Origin of the sequence: Paenibacillus sp. FSL R5-0908, assembly GCF_038006245.1 — a bacterium.
Lineage (GTDB): Bacteria > Bacillota > Bacilli > Paenibacillales > Paenibacillaceae > Paenibacillus_AQ > Paenibacillus_AQ odorifer.
The window spans coordinates 6,581,998-6,603,472 of the sequence record NZ_JBBOUV010000001.1; the positions used below are offsets into that span (position 1 = coordinate 6,581,998).

At 44.9% G+C, this 21,475-nt stretch carries 17 protein-coding genes; 4 read left to right on the forward strand and 13 right to left on the reverse strand.

What is annotated here, in order from left to right; genetic code table 11:
• Positions 1 to 297 precede the first annotated feature (297 nt).
• The 8 genes from glmS to MKZ09_RS29790 form a co-directional block, all read right to left on the reverse strand.
• Positions 298 to 2,130 (reverse strand): glutamine--fructose-6-phosphate transaminase (isomerizing), encoded by a 1,833-nt coding sequence (gene glmS, locus MKZ09_RS29755; protein WP_076208469.1) that lies wholly within the window; start codon positions 2,128 to 2,130, stop codon positions 298 to 300.
• 640 nt (positions 2,131 to 2,770) lie between these two features.
• Complete coding sequence (gene glmM, locus MKZ09_RS29760; RefSeq protein WP_076208470.1) at positions 2,771 to 4,111, reverse strand: phosphoglucosamine mutase; 1,341 nt, start codon at positions 4,109 to 4,111, stop codon at positions 2,771 to 2,773.
• Positions 4,112 to 4,199: 88 nt separating this feature from the next.
• Complete coding sequence (locus MKZ09_RS29765) at positions 4,200 to 5,660, reverse strand: CdaR family protein (RefSeq protein ID WP_081394442.1); 1,461 nt, start codon at positions 5,658 to 5,660, stop codon at positions 4,200 to 4,202.
• Positions 5,653 to 6,483: a diadenylate cyclase CdaA gene (gene cdaA / locus MKZ09_RS29770; protein WP_036681290.1), complete on the reverse strand. Its 831-nt coding sequence runs from the start codon at positions 6,481 to 6,483 to the stop codon at positions 5,653 to 5,655. Before cdaA ends, MKZ09_RS29765 begins: the two co-directional genes overlap by 8 nt.
• A 214-nt stretch (positions 6,484 to 6,697) precedes the next feature.
• The gene (locus MKZ09_RS29775) at positions 6,698 to 7,312 is read right to left on the reverse strand and encodes a zf-HC2 domain-containing protein (RefSeq protein WP_036681404.1); all 615 of its coding nucleotides are present in this window, start codon (positions 7,310 to 7,312) and stop codon (positions 6,698 to 6,700) included.
• 121 nt (positions 7,313 to 7,433) lie between these two features.
• A complete protein-coding gene (gene sigW, locus MKZ09_RS29780; protein ID WP_036681288.1) occupies positions 7,434 to 8,000 on the reverse strand; it encodes an RNA polymerase sigma factor SigW in 567 nt (188 codons plus the stop codon).
• A gap of 513 nt (positions 8,001 to 8,513) precedes the next feature.
• Positions 8,514 to 11,306: a phosphoenolpyruvate carboxylase gene (gene ppc, locus MKZ09_RS29785; RefSeq protein WP_038573414.1), complete on the reverse strand. Its 2,793-nt coding sequence runs from the start codon at positions 11,304 to 11,306 to the stop codon at positions 8,514 to 8,516.
• A 234-nt stretch (positions 11,307 to 11,540) separates the two neighbouring features.
• Entirely contained in the window at positions 11,541 to 12,434 is an 894-nt protein-coding gene (locus MKZ09_RS29790) for a LysR family transcriptional regulator (RefSeq protein ID WP_076208472.1), read from the reverse strand.
• Between the two features lie 165 nt (positions 12,435 to 12,599).
• Here MKZ09_RS29790 and MKZ09_RS29795 point away from each other — a divergent pair, with 165 nt between their 5' ends.
• The 4 genes from MKZ09_RS29795 to MKZ09_RS29810 all read left to right on the forward strand — a co-directional run bounded on the left by MKZ09_RS29795 (position 12,600) and on the right by MKZ09_RS29810 (position 17,730).
• Positions 12,600 to 13,568 (forward strand): ABC transporter ATP-binding protein, encoded by a 969-nt coding sequence (locus MKZ09_RS29795; protein WP_076208473.1) that lies wholly within the window; start codon positions 12,600 to 12,602, stop codon positions 13,566 to 13,568.
• 90 nt (positions 13,569 to 13,658) lie between these two features.
• Positions 13,659 to 14,738 (forward strand): ABC transporter substrate-binding protein, encoded by a 1,080-nt coding sequence (locus tag MKZ09_RS29800; protein ID WP_076208490.1) that lies wholly within the window; start codon positions 13,659 to 13,661, stop codon positions 14,736 to 14,738.
• Between the two features lie 5 nt (positions 14,739 to 14,743).
• Entirely contained in the window at positions 14,744 to 16,423 is a 1,680-nt protein-coding gene (locus MKZ09_RS29805; protein ID WP_076208474.1) for an ABC transporter permease, read from the forward strand.
• Positions 16,420 to 17,730, forward strand: coding sequence for an MBL fold metallo-hydrolase (locus MKZ09_RS29810; RefSeq protein ID WP_076208475.1), 1,311 nt, complete (start codon positions 16,420 to 16,422; stop codon positions 17,728 to 17,730). Before MKZ09_RS29805 ends, MKZ09_RS29810 begins: the two co-directional genes overlap by 4 nt.
• Positions 17,731 to 17,834: 104 nt before the next feature.
• Here the strand turns inward: MKZ09_RS29810 and MKZ09_RS29815 are convergent, their stop codons facing one another.
• From MKZ09_RS29815 to MKZ09_RS29835, 5 genes are all read right to left on the reverse strand, one after another.
• Positions 17,835 to 18,116, reverse strand: a complete 282-nt coding sequence (locus tag MKZ09_RS29815; RefSeq protein WP_076099882.1) for a holin — start codon at positions 18,114 to 18,116, stop codon at positions 17,835 to 17,837.
• Positions 18,117 to 18,128: 12 nt separating this feature from the next.
• The gene (locus MKZ09_RS29820) at positions 18,129 to 18,821 is read right to left on the reverse strand and encodes a M15 family metallopeptidase (RefSeq protein WP_076208476.1); all 693 of its coding nucleotides are present in this window, start codon (positions 18,819 to 18,821) and stop codon (positions 18,129 to 18,131) included.
• On the reverse strand, positions 18,822 to 19,226 hold the full coding sequence (locus MKZ09_RS29825; RefSeq protein WP_076208477.1) for a hypothetical protein: 405 nt from the start codon (positions 19,224 to 19,226) through the stop codon (positions 18,822 to 18,824).
• Between the two features lie 328 nt (positions 19,227 to 19,554).
• Positions 19,555 to 19,875 (reverse strand): hypothetical protein, encoded by a 321-nt coding sequence (locus tag MKZ09_RS29830; RefSeq protein ID WP_143767400.1) that lies wholly within the window; start codon positions 19,873 to 19,875, stop codon positions 19,555 to 19,557.
• 18 nt (positions 19,876 to 19,893) lie between these two features.
• Positions 19,894 to 21,468, reverse strand: a complete 1,575-nt coding sequence (locus tag MKZ09_RS29835; protein ID WP_076208479.1) for a hypothetical protein — start codon at positions 21,466 to 21,468, stop codon at positions 19,894 to 19,896.
• Between the last annotated feature and the right edge of the window lie 7 nt (positions 21,469 to 21,475).

Here is a 21,475-nt window from a genome sequence, read left to right on the forward strand (position 1 = left end):
CGTAAATCGATTATCTTATGATGTACCCGAAGGGCAAAATGAAGCTTGATCGTGAATTCCATCAAAATAAGGTATAAGCCGCATTACAGCGGCTTATACCTTATTGATTTTGTTTCACTGTTTCGAACCATCCCTTGGAACTGAATGTATCCGATGCATATAAAAAGTACAACTATCGATATAATTATTATAATACCGTATATTGGATATTCAAACCATCCTGCCAGTTCGCTTAATGAAGCATCTCAGTCTAATACTTTATTTTCTTCTAACATCTATACTTTTACATCACCAATCCTACTCCACAGTAACACTCTTCGCCAAGTTACGTGGTTTATCCACATCATGACCCAGTGCAAGAGAAGCATAATAAGACAATAATTGCAGAGGCACTACGGACAAAGCTGCTGTCAGCATTGGCAGTGTCTTAGGAATCACGAACACTTGATCAACTGATCTAAGCAGGTCAGTTAAATGCTCTTGGTGCGTGATTGCCAGCACATCTGCGCCCCGAGCTTTCACTTCTTTGATGTTGCTGACGGTCTTCTCAAGTACAGCTTCCTGAGTTGCCAGGGCAATAACTGGAACGCCTTCTTCGATCAGAGCTAATGTACCGTGTTTCAATTCACCTGCAGCATAAGCTTCGGAGTGAATATAAGAAATTTCCTTCAGCTTCAAGGATCCTTCTTGAGCAACAGCGTAGTCTACGCCGCGGCCGATGAAGAACAAGTTTTTGTGTTCAGAAATTTGTTCAGCATAACCTTTGATCGCTTCTTTTTGAGCTAGGATCTCTTCCACTTGCTCTGGTAGAGATTGCATAGCTGCAAGAATCTTAGTAACTTGTGCTTCGGTTTGTGTACCACGAACTTCAGCCAAGTAAAGGGCAAACAATCCAAATGCGATCAATTGTGAAGTGTAAGCTTTGGTCGAAGCTACTGCAATTTCCGGACCCGCCAAGGTTACCAACACATCATTTGCTTCGCGAGCGATAGAACTGCCCACAACGTTAGTGATCGCCAATACATGTGCCCCGTTAGCTTGTGCTTCACGCAGAGCTGCCAAAGTATCTGCAGTCTCACCGGATTGGCTGACTACGATAACCAAAGTTTCTGGAGTCACGATTGGTGAACGGTAACGATATTCCGAAGCGATATCATTCTCAACCGGAATACGAACCAAAGATTCGATCATAGTACGTCCTACCACCCCAGCGTTGTATGCTGTTCCGCAAGCAACGACTTGAATGTTACGAATGTTCTTGATTTGTTCTTCAGTCATGCTCAGTTCAGGCAATACAACCTTGTTGCCTTCGGCATTGATACGACCACGCATGGTGTCGCGGTAAGCCTTAGGTTGCTCGTGTATTTCTTTCAGCATGAAATGCTCGTAGCCGCCTTTTTCTGCGGTAACTGCATCCCAATCGACAGTAATCATTTCCCGAGAAATAAAATTGCCTTCAATCGTCATCAATTCGACAGCATCTCTTGTCAGCACAGCCATTTCGCCGTCGTTCAAAATATATACGTTACGGGTATATTCAAGCAGTGCCGGAATATCTGACCCGATAAAGTTTTCTCCTTCGCCAAGACCGATAATGAGCGGGCTAGCTTGACGCACAGCCACCAGTTTATCTGGTTCATATTCAGTCAGGACGCCTAATGCAAACGCACCGCGCATGAACGTAATCGCTTTTTGTACAGCCTTCACGATATCTCCGTCATATTCGCGAGCAATCAGATGTGAAATAACTTCTGTATCGGTTTCAGAGACAAAGTGGCATCCGCCAGCGATCAGCTCTTCTTTCAGATCCAGATAGTTTTCGACAATACCGTTGTGAACTACCGAGAACTTCATGCTGTTATCCGTATGTGGATGTGAATTCTCATCGGATGGTTTACCGTGAGTCGCCCAGCGTGTGTGTCCGATACCTGCGCTACCTGCCAGCGGGCTGTCTTCGAGCTTCGACTGCAGATTCGCCAAACGGCCTTGAGCTTTCACTACTTGCAGTCCTTCTTGGGTGAATACAGCAATACCAGCGGAATCATATCCACGATATTCCAATTTCTTCAAACCCTCAACCAAGATCCCCTGCGAATTCTGATTACCAATATATCCTACAATACCACACATTATAATTTCCCCCGTCCGAGTTATCGTAATGTGGCGGCATAAGGAAAGAAACGTGCCGTGCGGCATGTTTTTGAGAAAAAGCAAATATTCTGTTGTATTTTAGGATCAACAAAATAAACTGTCACTTACATTCTAATGTTCATGAAATGCACAGCCTTCTCCTCTGCCGTGGCAGAAATAACGTGTTTCCTTCTGATGCGCGCACACATGAATAATATAATTTGTTGCACCCATGAAAACGTTGTGTGAAAGGTCGCCCTTTCATTTTCCGTATCCATTTACGGCTCTGGTGCATCACCGGGAGGTCCCCGCCGAACATTTCGAACACCTCCACCTCGTCAGCTTACGTCTGCCGTGATCCGTTCAAGCCATAGCCTACATAACAAGTAAGCAGCTTTCCCTTCTCCCCCGCGCTAGACCAAGCTCTGGCGCTTGCTATTGCTAACCTCACAATCCCCGCTTTCCTTCTAGAATGACACTTAATCTATTATATGCACCTTGTAGTACTTTGGCAATGGCGCACCAACCTAAATTTTACAAAACCAGTTCAAACGATCCAATCCTAAAATAAAATAACACTGGTGCAACGAGTCCGAATCGCTCCCGCTCACTGCACCAGCCTTATAGTTAAGGTAATGGATTATACCAATTCGCGTTGAACTACTTCCACAATTTGATTCACATAAAGATCTAGATCTGCCTTATCCGGTCCCTCTGCCATAACGCGGATTAGAGATTCCGTACCTGACGGACGTACAAGCACACGGCCATTGTCACCTAGCTTGCCCTCTACTTCAGCGATAGCCGCTTCTATAGCCGGGTTATTAGGGTAGTTAGTCTTATCCTGTACACGAACATTAACCAGCACCTGCGGGTATTTAGTCATCATACTCTTAACTTCGCTAAGCTGTTTGCCTGTAGCCTTAAGCGTGTCTACCAGCTGAATAGCTGTAAGAATACCATCACCAGTTGTATTGTAATCCAGGAAAATAACATGTCCAGACTGTTCTCCGCCTAGATTAAAGCCCCCACGACGCATTTCTTCCATAACATAACGATCCCCTACAGCTGTCTTAGCAGTATTCAGGGATAATTTCTCGGTAGCTTTATAGAATCCGATGTTACTCATAACGGTTGATACAATCGTGCTATCCTTCAGCTTACCTGCACGGTTCATGGCATCACCACAAATACAAAGGATAAAGTCACCATCGACTTCATCACCGTTATTATCAATAGCGATCAGGCGGTCAGCATCTCCGTCAAAAGCAAGTCCCAAATCGGCTCCATGACGCAAGACTTCTTCACGCAATGTCTCTGGATGTGTCGAACCAAATCCATCATTAATATTCAATCCATCCGGCTCAGCCCCGATAGAAATAACCTCAGCGCCAAGCTCTCTGAACAGTCTTGGAGCAAGCTCATACGCTGCGCCATGCGCACAGTCCAGTACAACCTTGATTCCCTTAAAGTCCTGAGAAATGGTAGTTTTCAAATACTCCAGATAAAGATACTTAGCATCATTATCTACGGTAACCATACCTAAACCCGAACCGATAGGACGTGGCAATTCATCTACCTCAGCATCCATAAGCTCTTCAATGCGCAATTCAGTTTCATCTGTAAGCTTGAAGCCATCCCCACCAAAGAACTTAATGCCGTTATCCTCTACAGGATTATGAGAAGCTGAAATCATGACACCTGCGTCTGCCTTCAACAATCTCGTAATATAAGCAACAGCAGGGGTACTCACTACGCCTATACGGATTACATCGGCGCCAATAGACAATAAGCCCGCTATCAGCGCGGATTCCAATAAAGGACCGGAAATACGTGTATCCATTCCGATAACAACCTTCGGTTTATCCAAGTTACCCGCTAGTACATATCCTCCACAACGGCCAATACTATAAGCCATTTCTGCAGTCAATTCACGGTTTGCTACTCCCCGCACACCGTCAGTTCCAAAATACTTCCCCATTATTTTTCTCCTTTGAATACGCTACGTTAGCTTAATGTACTATCATATGAATTGCATACTATTTTGGTGTACCTCTGGGCTCAAAAGATTACGTCCCGCCTGTACCTACAGGATTCTCAGAATTCGTACTTGTGTTAGCTGTGCCGTTATTCTCCGGATTGCTATCCGTAGGGACAGGCGTTGGTGTTGCTCCACCAGCCTCTCCGCTATGCGTGGGCTTCTCCGTAGGTTCCACATCGCCTATAACAGGTTCAGAACTCGGTTCAGGAGTAGTCACCCCCCCCGTATCTGGATGAGGCGTAGGGACTGGTGCTGCAGGCGATAGCAGCTGCACGGTCACAGTAAGTGGCACCCCTGCATTGGCTAGTGCGATGAACTTGGGTAATGATACCCGCAAAGAAACCTCGTGAGTTCCAGCTGAAAGTCCGCTAACATCAGCCACAACCCCTATATTTTTCTTATCAAGTTGATCAAGTAAAGCAGGCGCACCCTTTAAGGTAAGCGCAATTTCCTTGCTTGAAGGATTAACGATACTTCCTTCCAAATCATCCCCCACGCCTTGGAGCTTGATGGGTACCGCCTCAATCGTCCGCTCAGCAATTTCTGAGATGGTTAATGAAACATTCACAGCTTCGGGCATAACTTTCTCCGTTCCAGCCGGAGGCTTCAGATCCACCTTTACTTGTTTCGTCCCCGCAGAATCTATTGCACTAAGGTCGACTGTAGCTTCATAAGCAGATAAAGCTTTTAAAGCCTCTGCTTGTCCATACACTACGACCGTTTCCTGCTCAGGGGTCACTTTGGATAATACGAGAGAATCTGGGAGTTGTCCAGTAAAGCCAATCTCCAGCGGCACACTCTTAAAAGGTAAAGTAATCGGCAATTCCACAGATACAGTAGAAGGCTCAATTACAGCAGTTTTAATTTCATTTCCATTATTATCATAAGCGTGTAGCTTCAGCTTTTTTTCTACAAAGGTTTCGTTCTCACCGTTAAGCTCAATAGTCCCTTGTATCTTGGCTACCTTGCTTAGTTCATTATCCGCAAGTGTCACTTTTACAGTATCTGTAGGCTGCAAGACAGGCGTGCCTATTTGATAGCCCGCTGCAGGTTTTCCCTTTGTAACCAATGTTATGGGAAAAGACTTCGTGTTTCGCGGTTCTACATGTACAGTAACCTCTTTAGGGTTCATTCTTACCAGAGATACACCTTTGGGTAGTTTATAGTAAAGTGGCAACGTGGTGTCTCCAGGTTCAACCTTACTCAGATCAAGCATCACTTTATAGTCATCCGAGAACTGAAAGGAGATATCGGAATTTTTACCCGCTACCTCCAGACTGACACTATCGACAGCCAAGGGTTCAAGGACATATTTGTCCTCGTCAAGGCCGGTCACTTCAATCTTCACATTCTCAATAGTTTTTGTTTTAATATCCACTGTTGTCTGTCCAGAAGGCGCAGTATCGACATGAACCATCGTAAACAAAATGATCCCAAACACAAGGGCCAGAATCTTATTGAAATTGTTATTGTTCATCCACTTATCCATGATTCTTGTCCCCCTTCCGTTTCCAGAAAGTTGAACCCTTCTCCTTCAGCGATGAGCTTACACTAAGCTCTTGATGGAGCTTCGATATCATGGATTCTTCCTTAATGTCTCTCACGATCTGGCCATTAATTGCAAGGGAAATCTGCCCTGTCTCCTCTGAGACAATGACAGACACTGAGTCCGCAACCTCACTTATTCCTATAGCAGCGCGATGCCGGGTTCCCAGTTCTTTGCTGATAAAAGGATTCTCGGACAAAGGCAAGTAACAAGCAGCCGCAGCAATCTGATTTCCCTGCATAATAAGGGCCCCGTCATGCAGAGGTGTATTAGGAATGAAAATGTTAATGAGCAATTCGGAGCTGACCAGGGAACGCATGGGTATACCTGACTCTGTATATTCGTTTAGCCCCGTCTCCCGCTCAAAAACGATTAACGCCCCTATTTTTCTGCGAGATAAATAATTCACGGCTTTAATCACTTCGCCGATTAACTTACTGATCTCTTCGTCACTTTCTCCAGCCCGTCCGAAAAATCTGCCCCGTCCAAGCTGCTCCAGTCCCCTTCGTAGTTCCGGCTGAAAAATGATAAAGACAGCTAGGACCCCGAAAGTAAACATTTGATTCATTAGCCATTTAAGTGTATACAAGTCCAGGATTGTGCTTACCGCCCAAATCAAGACCAGAACCAGTATCCCTTTTAAAAGCTGAATCGCCCGCGTCCCGCGTACCATATTAAGCACTTTATAAATAATGTAACTGACGATTAGGATATCAATTATATCTTTAATGGAATCTTTCCATGTTAGCTCAGTAAAATAACTCATTGCCTAAAACCCCCGTCATTTCAAATTAGCTGGGTTTATGTAAAATGTCTGTTAGCTCTGTATCATATCTAGGTTATAACGTTCGGGCTTCAGTTGCAAGTTTAGTCCCTCAATCCTTTCCGAAACCACCCAATTTAAGGAAACAAAAAAGCGCCATCTTTCCGGAAAAAGAGGCGCTAATTAATATTCCTGCTCAAGGTAACCACTACCCGCATTAACGGTAGGCAACTTCAGAGAACATGTTCGTCACTTTATACCAGAACCAGCTTACTGCCTGGTCTATGCTTTTGACTTGCCCAGAAATATGAGCTGTTGAAGCCTGATATAGAGATCCGTCAATGACTGTCACGTTGCCGTTCACTTCTCCATATACCTGTGCTTTACCGTTCTCTATGGTAAGGTCTCCGGTAATAATTTTGCCGGAAGGTACAATTACAGTATCCCCTTTGATGACCACTTGATCCAAATCAACACCTCTAACTACAAGTTGTCGGTCTGGACTCCAAAAAGTTACGGTGCTCATCAGCATAACGACAAGGAATAGAGATGCCGCTGTAAGTGCAGGGTGTCTCTTGATCCAGGTAATAAAGGCTTTTTCTTTCTTAGTCTTTGGCAATGAACTCATTATCCGGCTCACAAGATCATCTGAAGCTACAGGATTCTGATGCATTAGGGAGAACATCAACATATCTGTCTGTTCCAATTCTTTAAACTTTGCACGGCAATCTGGACAGGATAGAAGATGCTCCTTCAATTCCCTCTGCTGCTGTTCGGGCAAGTCGTCATCCAAGTAGTCATGCATCATAGAGACGGCCAGTTTGCATTCCATAGGAGCCAATCCTTTCATGAGTGCTATTTAATTATCCTAAGACAAAGGGTCAGGACACATAAGACTTGCTTAACTTACATACGTCGCTCTCGAAAAGATGTTTCATAAATAAAATCTATTTTTACATTTTTGGGCCTAATTTTTTACGCAAAAATTCACGGCCTCGGTGTACACGCGTCTTAATCGTGGTCACGGGCATATCCAGGACATCACTAATCTCCTGAAGGGACAGATCCTGCAGGTATCTCAGAATCATCACCGACCTGTATTTCACAGGCAGACTGTCAATCGCTTCATAGATTAGCCCCTGCGTCTCCGAGAGCAATAGTTCGGTCTCAGGTGTCACATTGTCGCTCGGAATCAACGAATAGCCATCAAGGCCCTCCTGATCGTTCATTTCAGCATCCAGCGAATAGGTTGGTTTTCGTTTACGCAATCTATCAATACAGAGGTTCGTTCCAATCCGGTAAATCCATGTGGAGAACTTCTGTTTATCATCATAACGATCCAAATTCCTATACACACGCAAAAAGGTCTCCTGAACAATATCCTCCGCCTCATGGCGATTGTTCAACATCCTATAAGCTAAATGATATATTTTGTCTTTATATAGTTCCACAAGCTCGGCAAATGCCCTTTGGTCGCCCTTCAAGGCGAGCTTTGTCAATCTGCCTTCCAAATTCTCCACCTGTTAACTCCCCCAGACTTGCCGCCCTTGGTATTTCTTCGCAAATATCCACGGTACAAGCAATTAAATCGTAATTCAAGTTTGTGTAAAAATCAAGGATTGTATTGTAACCTTCTATGTAAACTGAGTTAAAAACTGGACAACTTGGTATAGGCGATTAAGTGCAGCTCCGAGAAACATTTAGACTTTCGGTCGCTGTTATCCTCACATTTCCTGATTATAAACCGCATATAGCGGTCGAAATCTGAGGATAAAGGCGAATGCTGGCGCTCCTACAGTTCCAAAAATCTTTTCCATGCACTCTTTCCCCTAATTTTATATCCCTCCTAATTCACCTCCGATTACATCTCGGTTACTTGGGTAGGGTAAAAAAAGCAATATCGGGTTTGACTCTCCAATATTTAGGAACAAGTAAAGTTCACAGCAGCAATATACAGTTTATGATCACAACAACTTGTATTAGGCAAAAAAAGTCCGCCCAAATAGGGCGGACTTTTTGTTGTTGGGACTATATCAGCCGGTATTCCGAAGACCGGCGGCAATGCCGTTGATGGTAAGCAATACTTCGCGAAGCAGTTCGCTATCATCTCCATCAATTTCACGGAGCGCTCTAAGCTCGGATAGCAATTGTACCTGCAGGTAGCTAAGCGGATCAACGTATGGATTGCGGAGTCTGATCGACTCTTGAATCACAGGAACGTTATCCAGAATATCCTGCTGGCCTGTAATCTTCAGGATCAGCTCAGAGGTCAGATTAAATTCATCTTCAATCTGGCCAAAGATCCGTTGACGTGCTTCCTCGTTCTTGCCCATGCTGGCGTATTCCTTAGCAATGATCAAGTCCGCTTTTGAAATAGCCATTTGCAGCGTATCTATCAGTGTAGTAAAGAATGAGAAGTTCTCATACATATGTTGCATTATCTTCAGATTCTCTTCCTTACCCTCATAGAAACTCTGCAGTCCGGTTCCAGCAGCGTACCAGGCTGGGAGCAAATAACGGCTTTGTGTCCATGCAAATACCCAAGGAATTGCGCGCAGATCTTCAAAACGGTCGCTGTTCTTCCGCTTGGAAGGACGGGAACCGATATTAAGCTCTCCAACCTCAGGCAGAGGTGTTGATTCTTTGAAATAAGTCAGGAAATCCGGATCACGGAAGATCAAATCCTGATACTTGTTCAGCGAGACTTCAGAAATCCGGGCAACAATTTCTTCCCATTTCTCTTCATAAAGATCCGCTTGTGGCACTCTCGCACTAATTGCTGCAGTTACAAGTGCAGATGTCGCTTGCTCCAGACTGCGGTAAGCAATCCCTTGCATCGAGTAACGGGAGGAGATCACTTCTCCCTGCTCGGTAATCTTAATCCCGCCGCCAATTGTCGAAGCTGGCTGAGCAAGAATACTGCGGTTAAGTGGCATACCCCCGCGGCCGAGCGCTCCACCACGACCATGGAAGAACTTCAGCTTGATTCCGAACTTATCCGCTGTCGCTGTAATTTCTTTTAGGGCAACACGCAGTTCCCAGTTAGCAGTAACCACGCCGCCATCTTTATTACTATCTGAATATCCAAGCATGATTTCCTGCAAATCATTCATTGCTCTTACCGCATCACGGTAGATCGGCATATTGAGCAGTGTATTCATAATTTGCGGTGCTTCATGCAAGTCATCAATCGTTTCAAAAAGTGGCACAGCTTGCAGGGTACATACAACTGTACCGTCGTTATCCTTGCGGAATAGTCCTACCTCTTTGGCGAAGACCATAACCTCCAGAATATCACTTGCAGCTTCAGCCATACTGATCAGATAACTGGTGATACATTGTTTGCCGTACTCTTCCTGCGATGCGAAGATCGTCCGGTAAACAGCCAGACACTCCTCTGTACTTTCAGTATACGTCTGATAAGAAGAGGTCAACGGACGTGGATCATTCAGCAATTTCTCCAGCAGATCAATCTTCTCAATCTCCGTTAATTTAGAGTAATCCGGCGAAATGTTCATCTTCGCCAAAATTTCTGTCATGGCATTCTCATGTTCTTGACTGTGTTGACGCACGTCAAGAGTTGCCGTATGGAATCCGAACAGCTCCACTTGGCGGATTAGCTTTTTAATATAAGTATCGGCCACATAGTCGGCGTAGTGATGCCGTAGACTGCGGTCAATGACATTCAAATCATCTATGAACTCCTCAGGTGTAGCATAACGCTCAGGAGTATCTTTTTTCTCATCATCCAAAACATTTTGTGTCTTAGAGATCATGTAGCTAAGTTTAATACGGTAAGGTTCATTGTCATTGCGCCATTCTTCCATCTTGCCTAGGTTAATGATCTGACGATCAGCTTCGATGGATTCTACTAGCTCAGGCGTCACTTTAACAATACTTGTGCTAAAGCTTAGATATTTCATGAGTTCACGCATAATACGCTGATATTCACGAATGGCCAGCTTACGCTGCATGCGTAAAGTCTGCGCAGTGACTGTTGAGGTTACCGAAGGGTTACCATCACGGTCTCCGCCAATCCATGATCCAAAACGCAAGTAGGTTGGCACATGCCAATTCTGTCCTGGATAATATTTGCTCAGACAGCGTTCAAGCTCTTGATACACGTCGGGCAATACATGGAAAATCGTCTCATGGAAATAATACATTCCATTACGCACTTCATCGAGTACTGTTGGCTTGCGGTCACGCAGCTCATCCGTTTGCCAAAGCGTAATCACTTCATTTAATAACTTCTCACGAAGCTGTTCACGTTCACGGAAAGTTAAAGTAGGGTTATCAAGACCCATAACATCATCGGATATCCGTTTATGAATATCGAGAATCGCACGGCGCATAGCTTCCGTTGGATGTGCCGTCATTACAAGTTCCAGAGACAATCCTTCAATAATCTCGTTAACTTCCTCATGAGAGAAATCACGTTCACGAAGCTCTTGAATAGCGCTTTCTATAGAACCGGGTTGTACTGTCTCCCCAGCTGAACGTTCATAGTCACGTTTACGGCGAATCCGGTGGTTCTGTTCGGCAATATTCACCAATTGAAAATAAATGGCGAACGCTCTTATTACCTGATGACGGTTCTCCGGATCCAAAGAATTGATTAACTCCTTAAATTCACTATGCAGTTCAGGTAAAAATAGTGAGCGTAGCGATTTACTGGTCTCGCGGATCTTCTCCACGATCTCTAGCAGTTCGTTACCGCCTTGGTGAACCAAGACCTCTCCTAAAATGTTCCCCAAGAACCGTACGTCCCGTCGCAGCAGATTGTTAGAGTTGCTTTTGCTGACGGTAGTCGTAAGTTCGGTCATGCTGCTCCCCCCATTCTCTTCCGGATCAATGTGTTAAGTTTGTCTGTCTAAATATCGTCTATTAAAGCTTCCTCATATCATACAATAAAACCGTTTGAAAATCTGCAACTTTTTTGTGCTGTAAAGCGACACAGTACCTAAGATTATACACCAATTTCTGAATTTATACAGTCCTTATATTTTATGTATTCTTTCATATATATAATGGCTCTATCGTATATTCTCTATGTATGCTTATATTCGGATTGTGCGGAGCTGATCAATGAACAGTCCAATTAAAGGAGAATAATGGCGATCACGGTTATACGAATAATAAATATGTCTTTCAAAATTATAATCCGGAATGGCTCGCATTAGCAATCTTCCTCTGGCTACCTCGTCCTCCACAGCAAGTCGTGAAATAAATGAAACATGTTGTCCACTCATGAGCGATTGCTTAATTGCCTCCAGTGAATCGAGTAAAATATGCGGTTTTGATTCTTTTCCCTCTCGTTCAAACCATTTATCCGTCAACTGGCGTGTGCTTGATTCCTTATCATGTAAAATAAAGCTCGCTGAAGCAATCATCGCTGAGTTTAAATTAGTAAATCCGGCAAAATCATGTGTAGGTGCAAAGACAAGGACAAGCTCATCCTCGCATAAGGCTTGAGTATGCAGATCAGGCAGATAAAAAGATTCCGTAGACAAAATACCAAGATCAATCTCATGACTGGCAAGCATTTCTTTGATCACCGGTGAAGGCTTAACCGATAAAGAAATGGTAATCCCCGGATGTTGTTCGCCAAACTGCCCCAATATTTGTGGAAGAATATAAGTAGCTGGAACATAACTGGCGCCAATTTTCAGTGTCCCCCGACCTGCCTGACTGAACTCTTTTACCACCCGCTCCGCTTCCGCAGCAAGCGCATTGATTTTAATCGCATAATGAAGAAAAGCTTTGCCACTCTCCGTAAGAATCATTTTATCCATTCTGGATTCAAATAACTTTTCCCCCAATTGCTGCTCTAAATTCTTCAAATGATATGTAACGGTGGGCTGCTTTAGTCCGAGTTTATCTGCTACCGTGGTAACTTTTTTATGTTTATTCAGCAGTTCTACAATTTCCAGCTTTATTAGATTAAGGTTCATTCTCTTCCACTCCCTCGCCTTTTCCTAAACGGTAACATAGAAGAATTCTATGAATGTTAAAATAAATCGGCAAAAAAGTTAATATCACAGTTACATTCAGCAAATATAGCGGGAATTCTTTACCTTTACACTAAGAACAAGCTTAAGAACAGGCAGGTAGATAGAATGAAGGAAATTACAATCCACAGATTGGAAAAGAAATTCGGAGATGTGCATGCCTTGAAAGCTGCAGATCTGAAGATTCCCGCTGGAAGCTTTACGACATTACTCGGTCCTTCAGGTTGTGGAAAGACGACACTACTCCGTCTGATTGCTGGGCTGGAAACACCGGATGCAGGAGAAATTCTGATCGATGATGAGTTTATTTTTTCAGGCAGCAAAAGAATTAGCCGCCCCATTCATCGCCGTAACTTTGGCATGGTTTTTCAAGATTTCGCCCTCTGGCCGCATCTGACTGTGTTCGAGAATGTAGCTTTCGGACTTCGAGCTTCCAAACAAAAAAAGAATTTACGGGTTCGGGTGCAGGAGGCGCTTCGATCTGTCAAGCTGGAGGGGCTGGAACTGCGTTTTCCACATCAGTTGTCTGGTGGACAGCAGCAGCGGGTTGCTTTTGCCAGAGCCGTAGTCATGCGCCCTCAGCTTGTATTATTCGATGAGCCATTAAGTGCGCTGGATGCGGTCTTGCGAGATGAAATGAGGCTGGAGTTAATCTCCTTGGTGAAAAACATGGGCATTACAGCCCTGTATGTGACGCATGATCAAACCGAAGCGATGTCTATGTCAGATGAAGTAGTTGTAATGCAAGGTGGCACTATTTTACAGAGTGGATCTCCTGAGGACATTTATCGTAAACCGAGTCATCCCTTTGTAGCACACTTTATTGGAAAATCCAACTGGATCGTTCCGGATAAACAGATGCTGCGTCCAGAACATTTACGCTGGTCTCAGGAGAATGCTTCCTCTCTTCCTTTTACAGGGACTATTCAGCATGTGAGTTATATGGGGGATCGCTATGAGATCATTCTGAATATGGAGCACAATGGGACTTGGACCGCTTATCATGATCGGCGCCTACCTGTAGGAGAAAAGATCCAGCTGTACGCTTCAGAATACCAGATCCATCATCTGAATTAAGCGTCCACTGCATGGAATGGCTCTATATGTAGCTGTTCCATGCAGCAAGATGCACACAACAATATTAGGGAGGCAATTACATTGAATCAAATGAAAAAGACAAAAGGGTTAAGTTCACTTCTTCTAACAACTGCACTTGGTATTACTTTAGTAGGCTGCGGCTCCTCGAACACCCCTGCGGCTAACGCAAGCAACAACCAAACCGATACTGCGGCGGCGACGCAAACTGAATCCCCACAACCAACAGAAAAGGCACTAAGCGGCAATCTTGTCGTTTACAGTGCAGGCCCTGAAGGTTTAGCCAATAAAATCAAAGACGGCTTTGAAGCCAAAACTGGCGTTAAAGTTGAAATGTTCCAAGGCACTACAGGAAAAATACTTGCCCGCATGGAAGCAGAAAAATCCAATCCGGTCGTTGATGTTGTTGTCCTCGCCTCTCTTCCGTCCATGCAAGGAATGAAAAACGACGGATTATTACTTCCATATAAAGAAGCGATTAATGCAGACAAGCTGGTTAGCGATTGGTCAGATATAGATGAAGGTAACTATTTCAGTTACAGTGCATCCGCACTCGGTATTGTCTACAATACCAAAAAAGTAAGCTCACCGCCGACCTCCTGGGATGACCTCAGCAAAGCGGAATGGAAGGGTGCAGTCAATATCCCCGATCCTTCACTTTCCGGCTCGGCTCTTGATTTCATGACTGGGTATTTAAGTGCTAAAGGGGACAGTGGCTGGGAACTTTTTAAACAATATAAAAGCAATGAAGTAGCTATGGCAGGCGCCAATCAAGAGGCACTTGATCCGGTGATTACCGGTGCTAAATCCGTCGTTGCTGCTGGCGTAGATTACATGGCTTATAAAGCAAAAGCTGACGGAGAACCAGTGGATATCGTCTACCCTGCTGAAGGAACTGTAATCAGCCCTCGTCCGGCTGCGATCATTAAGACAAGCCCGAATGTAGATAACGCTAAGGCTTTTATCGACTACCTGCTCTCCGATGAAGCGCAAGCCCTTGTTGCCAAAGCCTATTTGCTGCCAGGCAGAACTGACGTGAAGGCAGAAAATCGTGCCAATCTTGAAGAAATCAAAACATTTGATGTGAATTGGGAATGGATGAACGAGCACGGCGATGAAGTTTCCTCGACCTTCACACAAATTTTTAAATAAGCGTAATGAATACTAACTCTTTGCGCTCATTTAAATGGGTGAGCGGTGGACTGGCCTTATTTATACTAACCGTGCTCGTGCTGCTGCCACTCCTGCTCATTTTCTGGACCAGTATTTATCCAGAGGGGCATCTCGACATAGCCGCACCACTACGAACCATTATGGGGAGCAATGACCTAGTAGAGGTGCTGCTGAATTCTATCGGGCTTGGGTTAAGCGTTATTCTGCTAACTACGTTGTTTGCGCTGCCTCTAGCCTGGATTATGGCAAAAACCGACTTAGGGCGCCACAACTGGCTGGATGTCGTGCTGTTAATTCCATTTATGACGCCGCCTTACATTGGTTCTATGGGCTGGATGTTGTTTATGCAGACGGGCGGATATATGGAGCAGTTTCTGCCCTCCTCCTCCGTGCTTACACCGTATTTCTTTAGCTATGGGGGTATGGTGCTGATCATGAGCCTTCATCTATTCCCTTTCTTGTATTTGCTGCTGCGCAATGCGCTTTTGCAGATCGGGGGCAATCTGGAGGAAGCAGCCTCGGTTCACGGCGCCCCCTTCTTTTACAGATTTAAAAGAGTGATTATTCCTTTACTACTCTCTAGCTATGGGCTTGGAGCACTGCTCATCTTCGTCAAAACAATTGCTGAATTCGGTACCCCTGCGACCTTTGGCCGCAGGATCGGCTTTTACGTTCTGACCTCTGAGATCCATAAATATATCTCCAGTTGGCCGATTGATTTTGGTAAGGCTACTTCACTAGCCTCCTTGCTGCTCGGAGTTTGTCTTGTCATGTGGTACATCCAAACTCTAATCAGCAGCCGCTACTCTTACCGTCTGATTGGCGGAAAAGGAACTCGTACTAAACGTTATAAGAGTACAGGAATCGTAGGGTTTCTTAGCTGGGGTTATGTTCTTATGTTGCTTCTGGCATCCATCGGCATTCCTTATTTCTCTATCATAACAGCCTCATTATTGAAGCTTCGGGGAGAAGGCGTATCCTGGAGCAATCTAACCTTAAAACATTATGCAGAGCTGTTATCCCCGGGTTCGCAAGGACTTGAGGCCTTATTAAATAGCTTTACATTAGCTATCGTTGCTTCCAGTATCGCTGTTATTCTCGGGACTTGGTTTGCCTTAACGGTAGGAAAAGGGGCTACATTCAAGCAGAAAATTACAGATTTATTCAGCTTGCTTCCAAATACAGTCCCGGGAATTGTAATTGTAGTAGGGCTAATTCTGCTGTGGAATGCCCGCTGGATGCCTATCCCGCTCTATAATACCTACTGGATGGTTGTACTGACTTATGTCGTACTTTTCCTTCCTTATACTGTTCAGTATGTAAAAGCAAGCTATGGGCAGATCGATTCCTCTCTGATGCAAGCGGGACAAGTATTCGGAGGAAGTAAGCTGTATGTGTTCCGCCGTATCCTGCTTCCCCTCATCCTTCCGGGGATGGTAGCTGGCTGGATGATGACCTTCACCATTTCCAATCGGGAACTGGTAGCCTCATTACTCATTCTGCCACCTTCAATGCAGACCTCGGCAACCTATATTTTTGCCCAGTTTGAACAAGGTGCGGTAGCCATGGGGATGGCCATGGCTGTTATCTCTGTAGGCATTACTACCCTACTACTATTAGTCTTAGAATATTTAAGCCCAGATAGAAAGCGGAGACAACAATGAGCAGACTAACGATTTGGGGAGGGGCCGGAGAGCATGGCCGTTCCTCCTATCTTTTGCAGGGCAAGGATTCACGAAATGGCATCCTGCTAGATTGTGGCGTAAAAAAAGAAGGCCCAGGGGAATACCCCCTACTTGATAAGGATATTATTCCACATTTGCAGGCAGTATTTCTGTCTCATGCGCATGAGGATCATTCCATAGCACTGCCCTTACTTTATAAACACGGATACAGAGGTAAGGTATGGACTACTAGATCAACCTCATTACAGCTTCCTGATTATTTCGAGGCCTGGGATAAATATGTGGCGGCTCAATCCGCCGCGCTCCCCTATGAGGAAATGGATAAAGAAGCTATTCAATTCATGTATTTAGAGGAGCATGTCTCCCCTCAAACTTGGCTGACGCTTGCGCCAAACCTTCGAGTTCAATGGGGACGTAGCGGGCATTTAGCAGGTTCGGTTTGGCTGGCCCTAGAATGGGAGGGCAAGACTGTATTTTTCTCGGGGGATTATTCGGAGGAATCGCAGCTGCTCACGGCAGACACACCAGCAATTATGGAAGCCGAAGCTAAAAATGTGGCTGATCTGTCCATTATCGATGCCGCATATGGGGCAGATCCTGATGAGCAGCTTGTAAAATTACAGCAATTAGAGATAGCCATCCATAACACCTTGCAAAAAGGGGGCTCCGTCCTCCTTCCCGTGCCTATCCATGGCAGGAGCCAGGAATTGATCGTATGGGCAAATGAATGTTTTCCAGATCATCAATTGATCGTTGAAGAAGCACTCGTCGCTCCTTTACGAGCTTTAAGCGACAAGGTGGAATGGCTGAAAGAGGACGCTATTCAGCGCGTAAATGCGCTTTTTAACAGAAAAAACTTGTGTGTTGTATCTAATTCGGACGAACGCGCGAAGGCAATGTTGAATCTTAAGGGAGCTATCGTATTCACTAATGACGGGATGATGCAGTCAGCAAAAGCACAAGAATACTTTCACCAGCTCTCTGTTTCTCCTGACAACCATGTGATTTTTACGGGACATTTAGCGGCGGGAAGCTTTGGACATCGCCTTGTTAAGCAAGCTATGATCGGAGAATCTAACAGCGTGCGCTGTACAGTCTCACTTATCCGCTATAAAGTCCATCAAGGCTTGCCGGACATTCGCAAAATGCTCCAAACGATTCCCAGCCACCGGACAGTGCTCGTCCATGCTCCCAAACCACATATCGACCATGTAGCTTCTATATTAAAAGAAGAAGGTTTCACAGGACTATATTCTTTACAACCCGGCAGCACGCTTTCGTTCTGAATCTTATTTATGTAATATCATGAGAAAAACAGTGGGGCTCTCCCTTAGGTCTTATTCAGACTTTTTGGAACAGCCCTTTTTTATGATTCGTACCTATTATCCACTTACCCTTTCGTCGTGCCCGGGCGATCCTTAAAAGCTAGTTCAAACAACCCGGTTGCAGATAAGCCTGCAAGACCCCCAGCCCAAAGGCGAAGCACTAAATCAAGTTCGGTAAAAGGATACGCTACTACGCCGATGAACAAACCTATCAATAGTCCGATAATCGGTACTGCATTACGCGGGATGTTGATACTATTTTTGACCAACTGAACCAGTGCCAGTACGAATACTGCTAATATAGAGGCGAACGCCATAACATCATCTAAAATTGTTCCAGTTTCCATCCTTTTCCCTCCTTAGCGGGTACTTGTAATCTCAACCGTTCGAGTCGATGAATCATAACCTACCTGAGCACCCAGCGCTTCTGCAATAACACGTACAGGGACGTAGGTGATGCCTTTTTCAAGCACTCCATCTGTAACCTTAACCCCGTTAACCTTTACGACAGCAATAACATCACTCTTCAATTCTTCCTCCTCCTTCCGATTGATGACCTTATACGCTGACTCCACCGCAGCTGTTGAGGGCTTTGTCCCTGCTCGTAACTGTGTGAGTGTTAACCCAAACGCCATTTGAAAATGGGGGTAATCCTTGAAGCTTGTCCAGTCGCCTCCCCACTCGAAGCCCAGCCCTTTTGCCTCCTTCACAACCTCCTGCCAATCTGCGATCTGGTTGTTATTTCCATCCCGGCACATATCCCAAGACACACTAGATCCATTCGGCAGCAAAAGAGCAAAATCTACGGCCAATCCAAAATTGTGATAGCTAAATCCGCCACGTGCATTGGTGACAATAGCTCCGGGCTTAGTTCGTCCTTGTGCGTATAGAGCATCCTGCTCGGCGATTGTGCGAAGTCCCTGCGTAATGAGAATGGGGATATTGAGTTTGTAGCAACGTTCGATTAGAGCAGTAGCAGCGGAACGTACTACGGGGTGTAGGTTGGTTAGGCGTTTACTTGATTTTTCTTTGATTTGGGACAAAGTGAGCATCTATACCCCTCCTTTAAATAAAAAGGCAATAATAGCAAAGATAGTTCCCGCCAGAACGTATTTAAGTAAATCGATAAACACTTTTCGTTCGCTCTTGCTGTCCGTCTGGGATTGTTGCAATAGCTGGAACACACGTGAGTCCAATGTATCCCAACGTCTCATGATCTCATTAAATTGTATTTTCATTTCTATCGTTGATTGTTTAATTTGCTTCACATCTTCCTCATGGCGTGATTGTTTTTCTTTTAATAATACAAGCTCATTGTTAAAACTTAGATATTCTGTTTCAAATCTAAAAATCTCGTCTTGGATGACTACTAGTCTATTTTCAACATCTTCTAAACGGTGCTCAATGGGCGCTGCTTCAGCATCGCCTCCTCCTGAGTTCACTCTCACAATGGTCATATAACAGCCCCCTTCTAAAGTGATAAATAAAACAGCCCCCGTAGCAGCTACGAGGGCAAAATAAAAACGCCTATACGGCGTCATCTGTATTCTTTATAGCCTGCTCAGACGAATTTTTTTACGGAAACAAAAATTAGTACTTGCAATGCCGTATAAAGCCCGGCATCATACGTAGTAACATTGGACCAGTACGAACCAATCCATCTACAATACACCTCCTTCCAAGAGACTCAGGATTAGATTCGCTTGTTCTTGGTCTGCTTGATCCAATTGAGATTGAGTCGTTGCTAGTTCGAGTGACATGCCTGCACTCTCTGATTTAATATTTTTAATCTTTTTTGTTTAAAGGTGCTTGGTACATAGGCTCTTGTGGCTGCTCAGGATCGACATTAAGATCCAGATAGCTAAACTCTAACTCGCCTGTTTCGATATTTACACGATAGCCGCTACATTCCATGAAATCCTGCTTGTACTCACCATACTCTAATTCTATTAAGCCTACCGTGTCCTCTACGCGCGCAGCAAGGGCTTTATACACTTTAAAATCTTGTTCCCTAGTGGTTTCCACCACATTACCGGAACGCTCGCCCGTATCAACAAGGACATTGCCCGTTGCTTTTTCATAATATATTTTTCTGCCGATTTCCAAAATAAGTTCCTCCTTTTCTTAACCCCAGGCTTCCCAACGATCTGCCCCATTGGGAGCGTAAAGCTTAAAGCCATTATTATTTACATAGTAAGTTGAACCGTCCAAGGTAAGTATATTATCATCTGGGTTATGAGCGTTACTATAAAATTGGGTACTAGAAAAAGATTCAACGTAATATGTAGGCTGTTTAAGCCCATACCCATTAGATAGACACATGATTAATTTTGGTTTAAAAGACAGCCCCGACACTTGCGGATTGTATTGTGAAGTGCCCCACGATCCAGAAGCGTATTGTCTAGGTTGTAAAGCTCCTGCCACCCCGAAAATTGTCGTTCCAGCCCTAATATTACCCGGTTGCAAAGGAGTCACTGATTGCAACTGTGCTGGACTAACCTTAATCTCCCCGGCTCCCGATCCACCTTTGCGATATCCCTCACTCGGATAAACTGCTAATGCTCCATCTGGCCATAGGCCAACCCCCTGCGCTGGGTCCCCACCCGAGGTGATAACTGGCAGAGTGCCTTGCACACCAAACATACTTACATCTGATCTGAAATATGCGGCGTTAAAATTAGGCTCACGATATCTAACCCAATCAACACCATTTAGAAAGTGACCATTCGGAGCTTGAAGATACAAATACGGAATACCATCACCTGAGTAGGCTCCGTAAGAAACCTGATTGGCAGCCCAATGGGAACTGACTACAGGATTAGCTATTGGGATAGTCCCCTTAGTTCCAGCTATTGTCGTATCACTAAGAACCTTTGCAGCCGGAACATTTACCCCAGCAACCGTAATAGCTGTATCATAAATCCCAGCAGCCTTAACAATAGCCGTTGCCCCTGGAGTAACCGTACCACCAGTTTGAACCTGGAGTGTACCTGTAATATCCCCTGCATCTGATGCCGCCGTTTTTCCTGCGCGAATGTCTCCTGCTACTGCATTACCAGAGCCACCCGCGCTATCTGCCAAAAAATCCGTACCCACACGACGGAACGCATAAGGCTTGCCAGCGATGAGCTTGCCAGCTACATAAGCTACACCTTTTTGATCTTTAAGAGGCGCTGCTGCAAGGCCGTTAACACTTAATGTAGGGTTTGCCCCATTGGTTACATGCGGGACGATAGTAATACCAAATCCATCCGGTGTGGTCGTAGGTGCTGGAGTAAGAACTGCGATATAGGCTGCAGCCGTACCGCTAGTGGCTGCATATCCCGGTTGGCGAATGTAGTCTGCTTTTGCTGCTGCGACAGCTGCATCCGCTTTTGCCTGAGCGCCAGCTGGAGTCTCTTTCGCATTCCACGCGGTCTTTTCAGCATCTGTAACAAAACGATTACTCGAATCTTGAGCAATAATAGTTGGTGGGTGAGTAGCTGGGTGAGTATAGTTGGTTGCTCCCGTAGCAATACCCGCCAGCTTCGTTTTCTCTGCTGCGGTGTAGTCGTTCGTAGATAGCTGTTTGCCTGTTACTTTATCGACCTTGCCATTAACGGCATTGTCCAAAATGTCCATATTCCCGTTCAGATCGGTAATATCAACGATATCTGTTCCCTCTGGCTTCTTTAAGCCCAAATTTCCTGTGGTTTGCATATGTCAC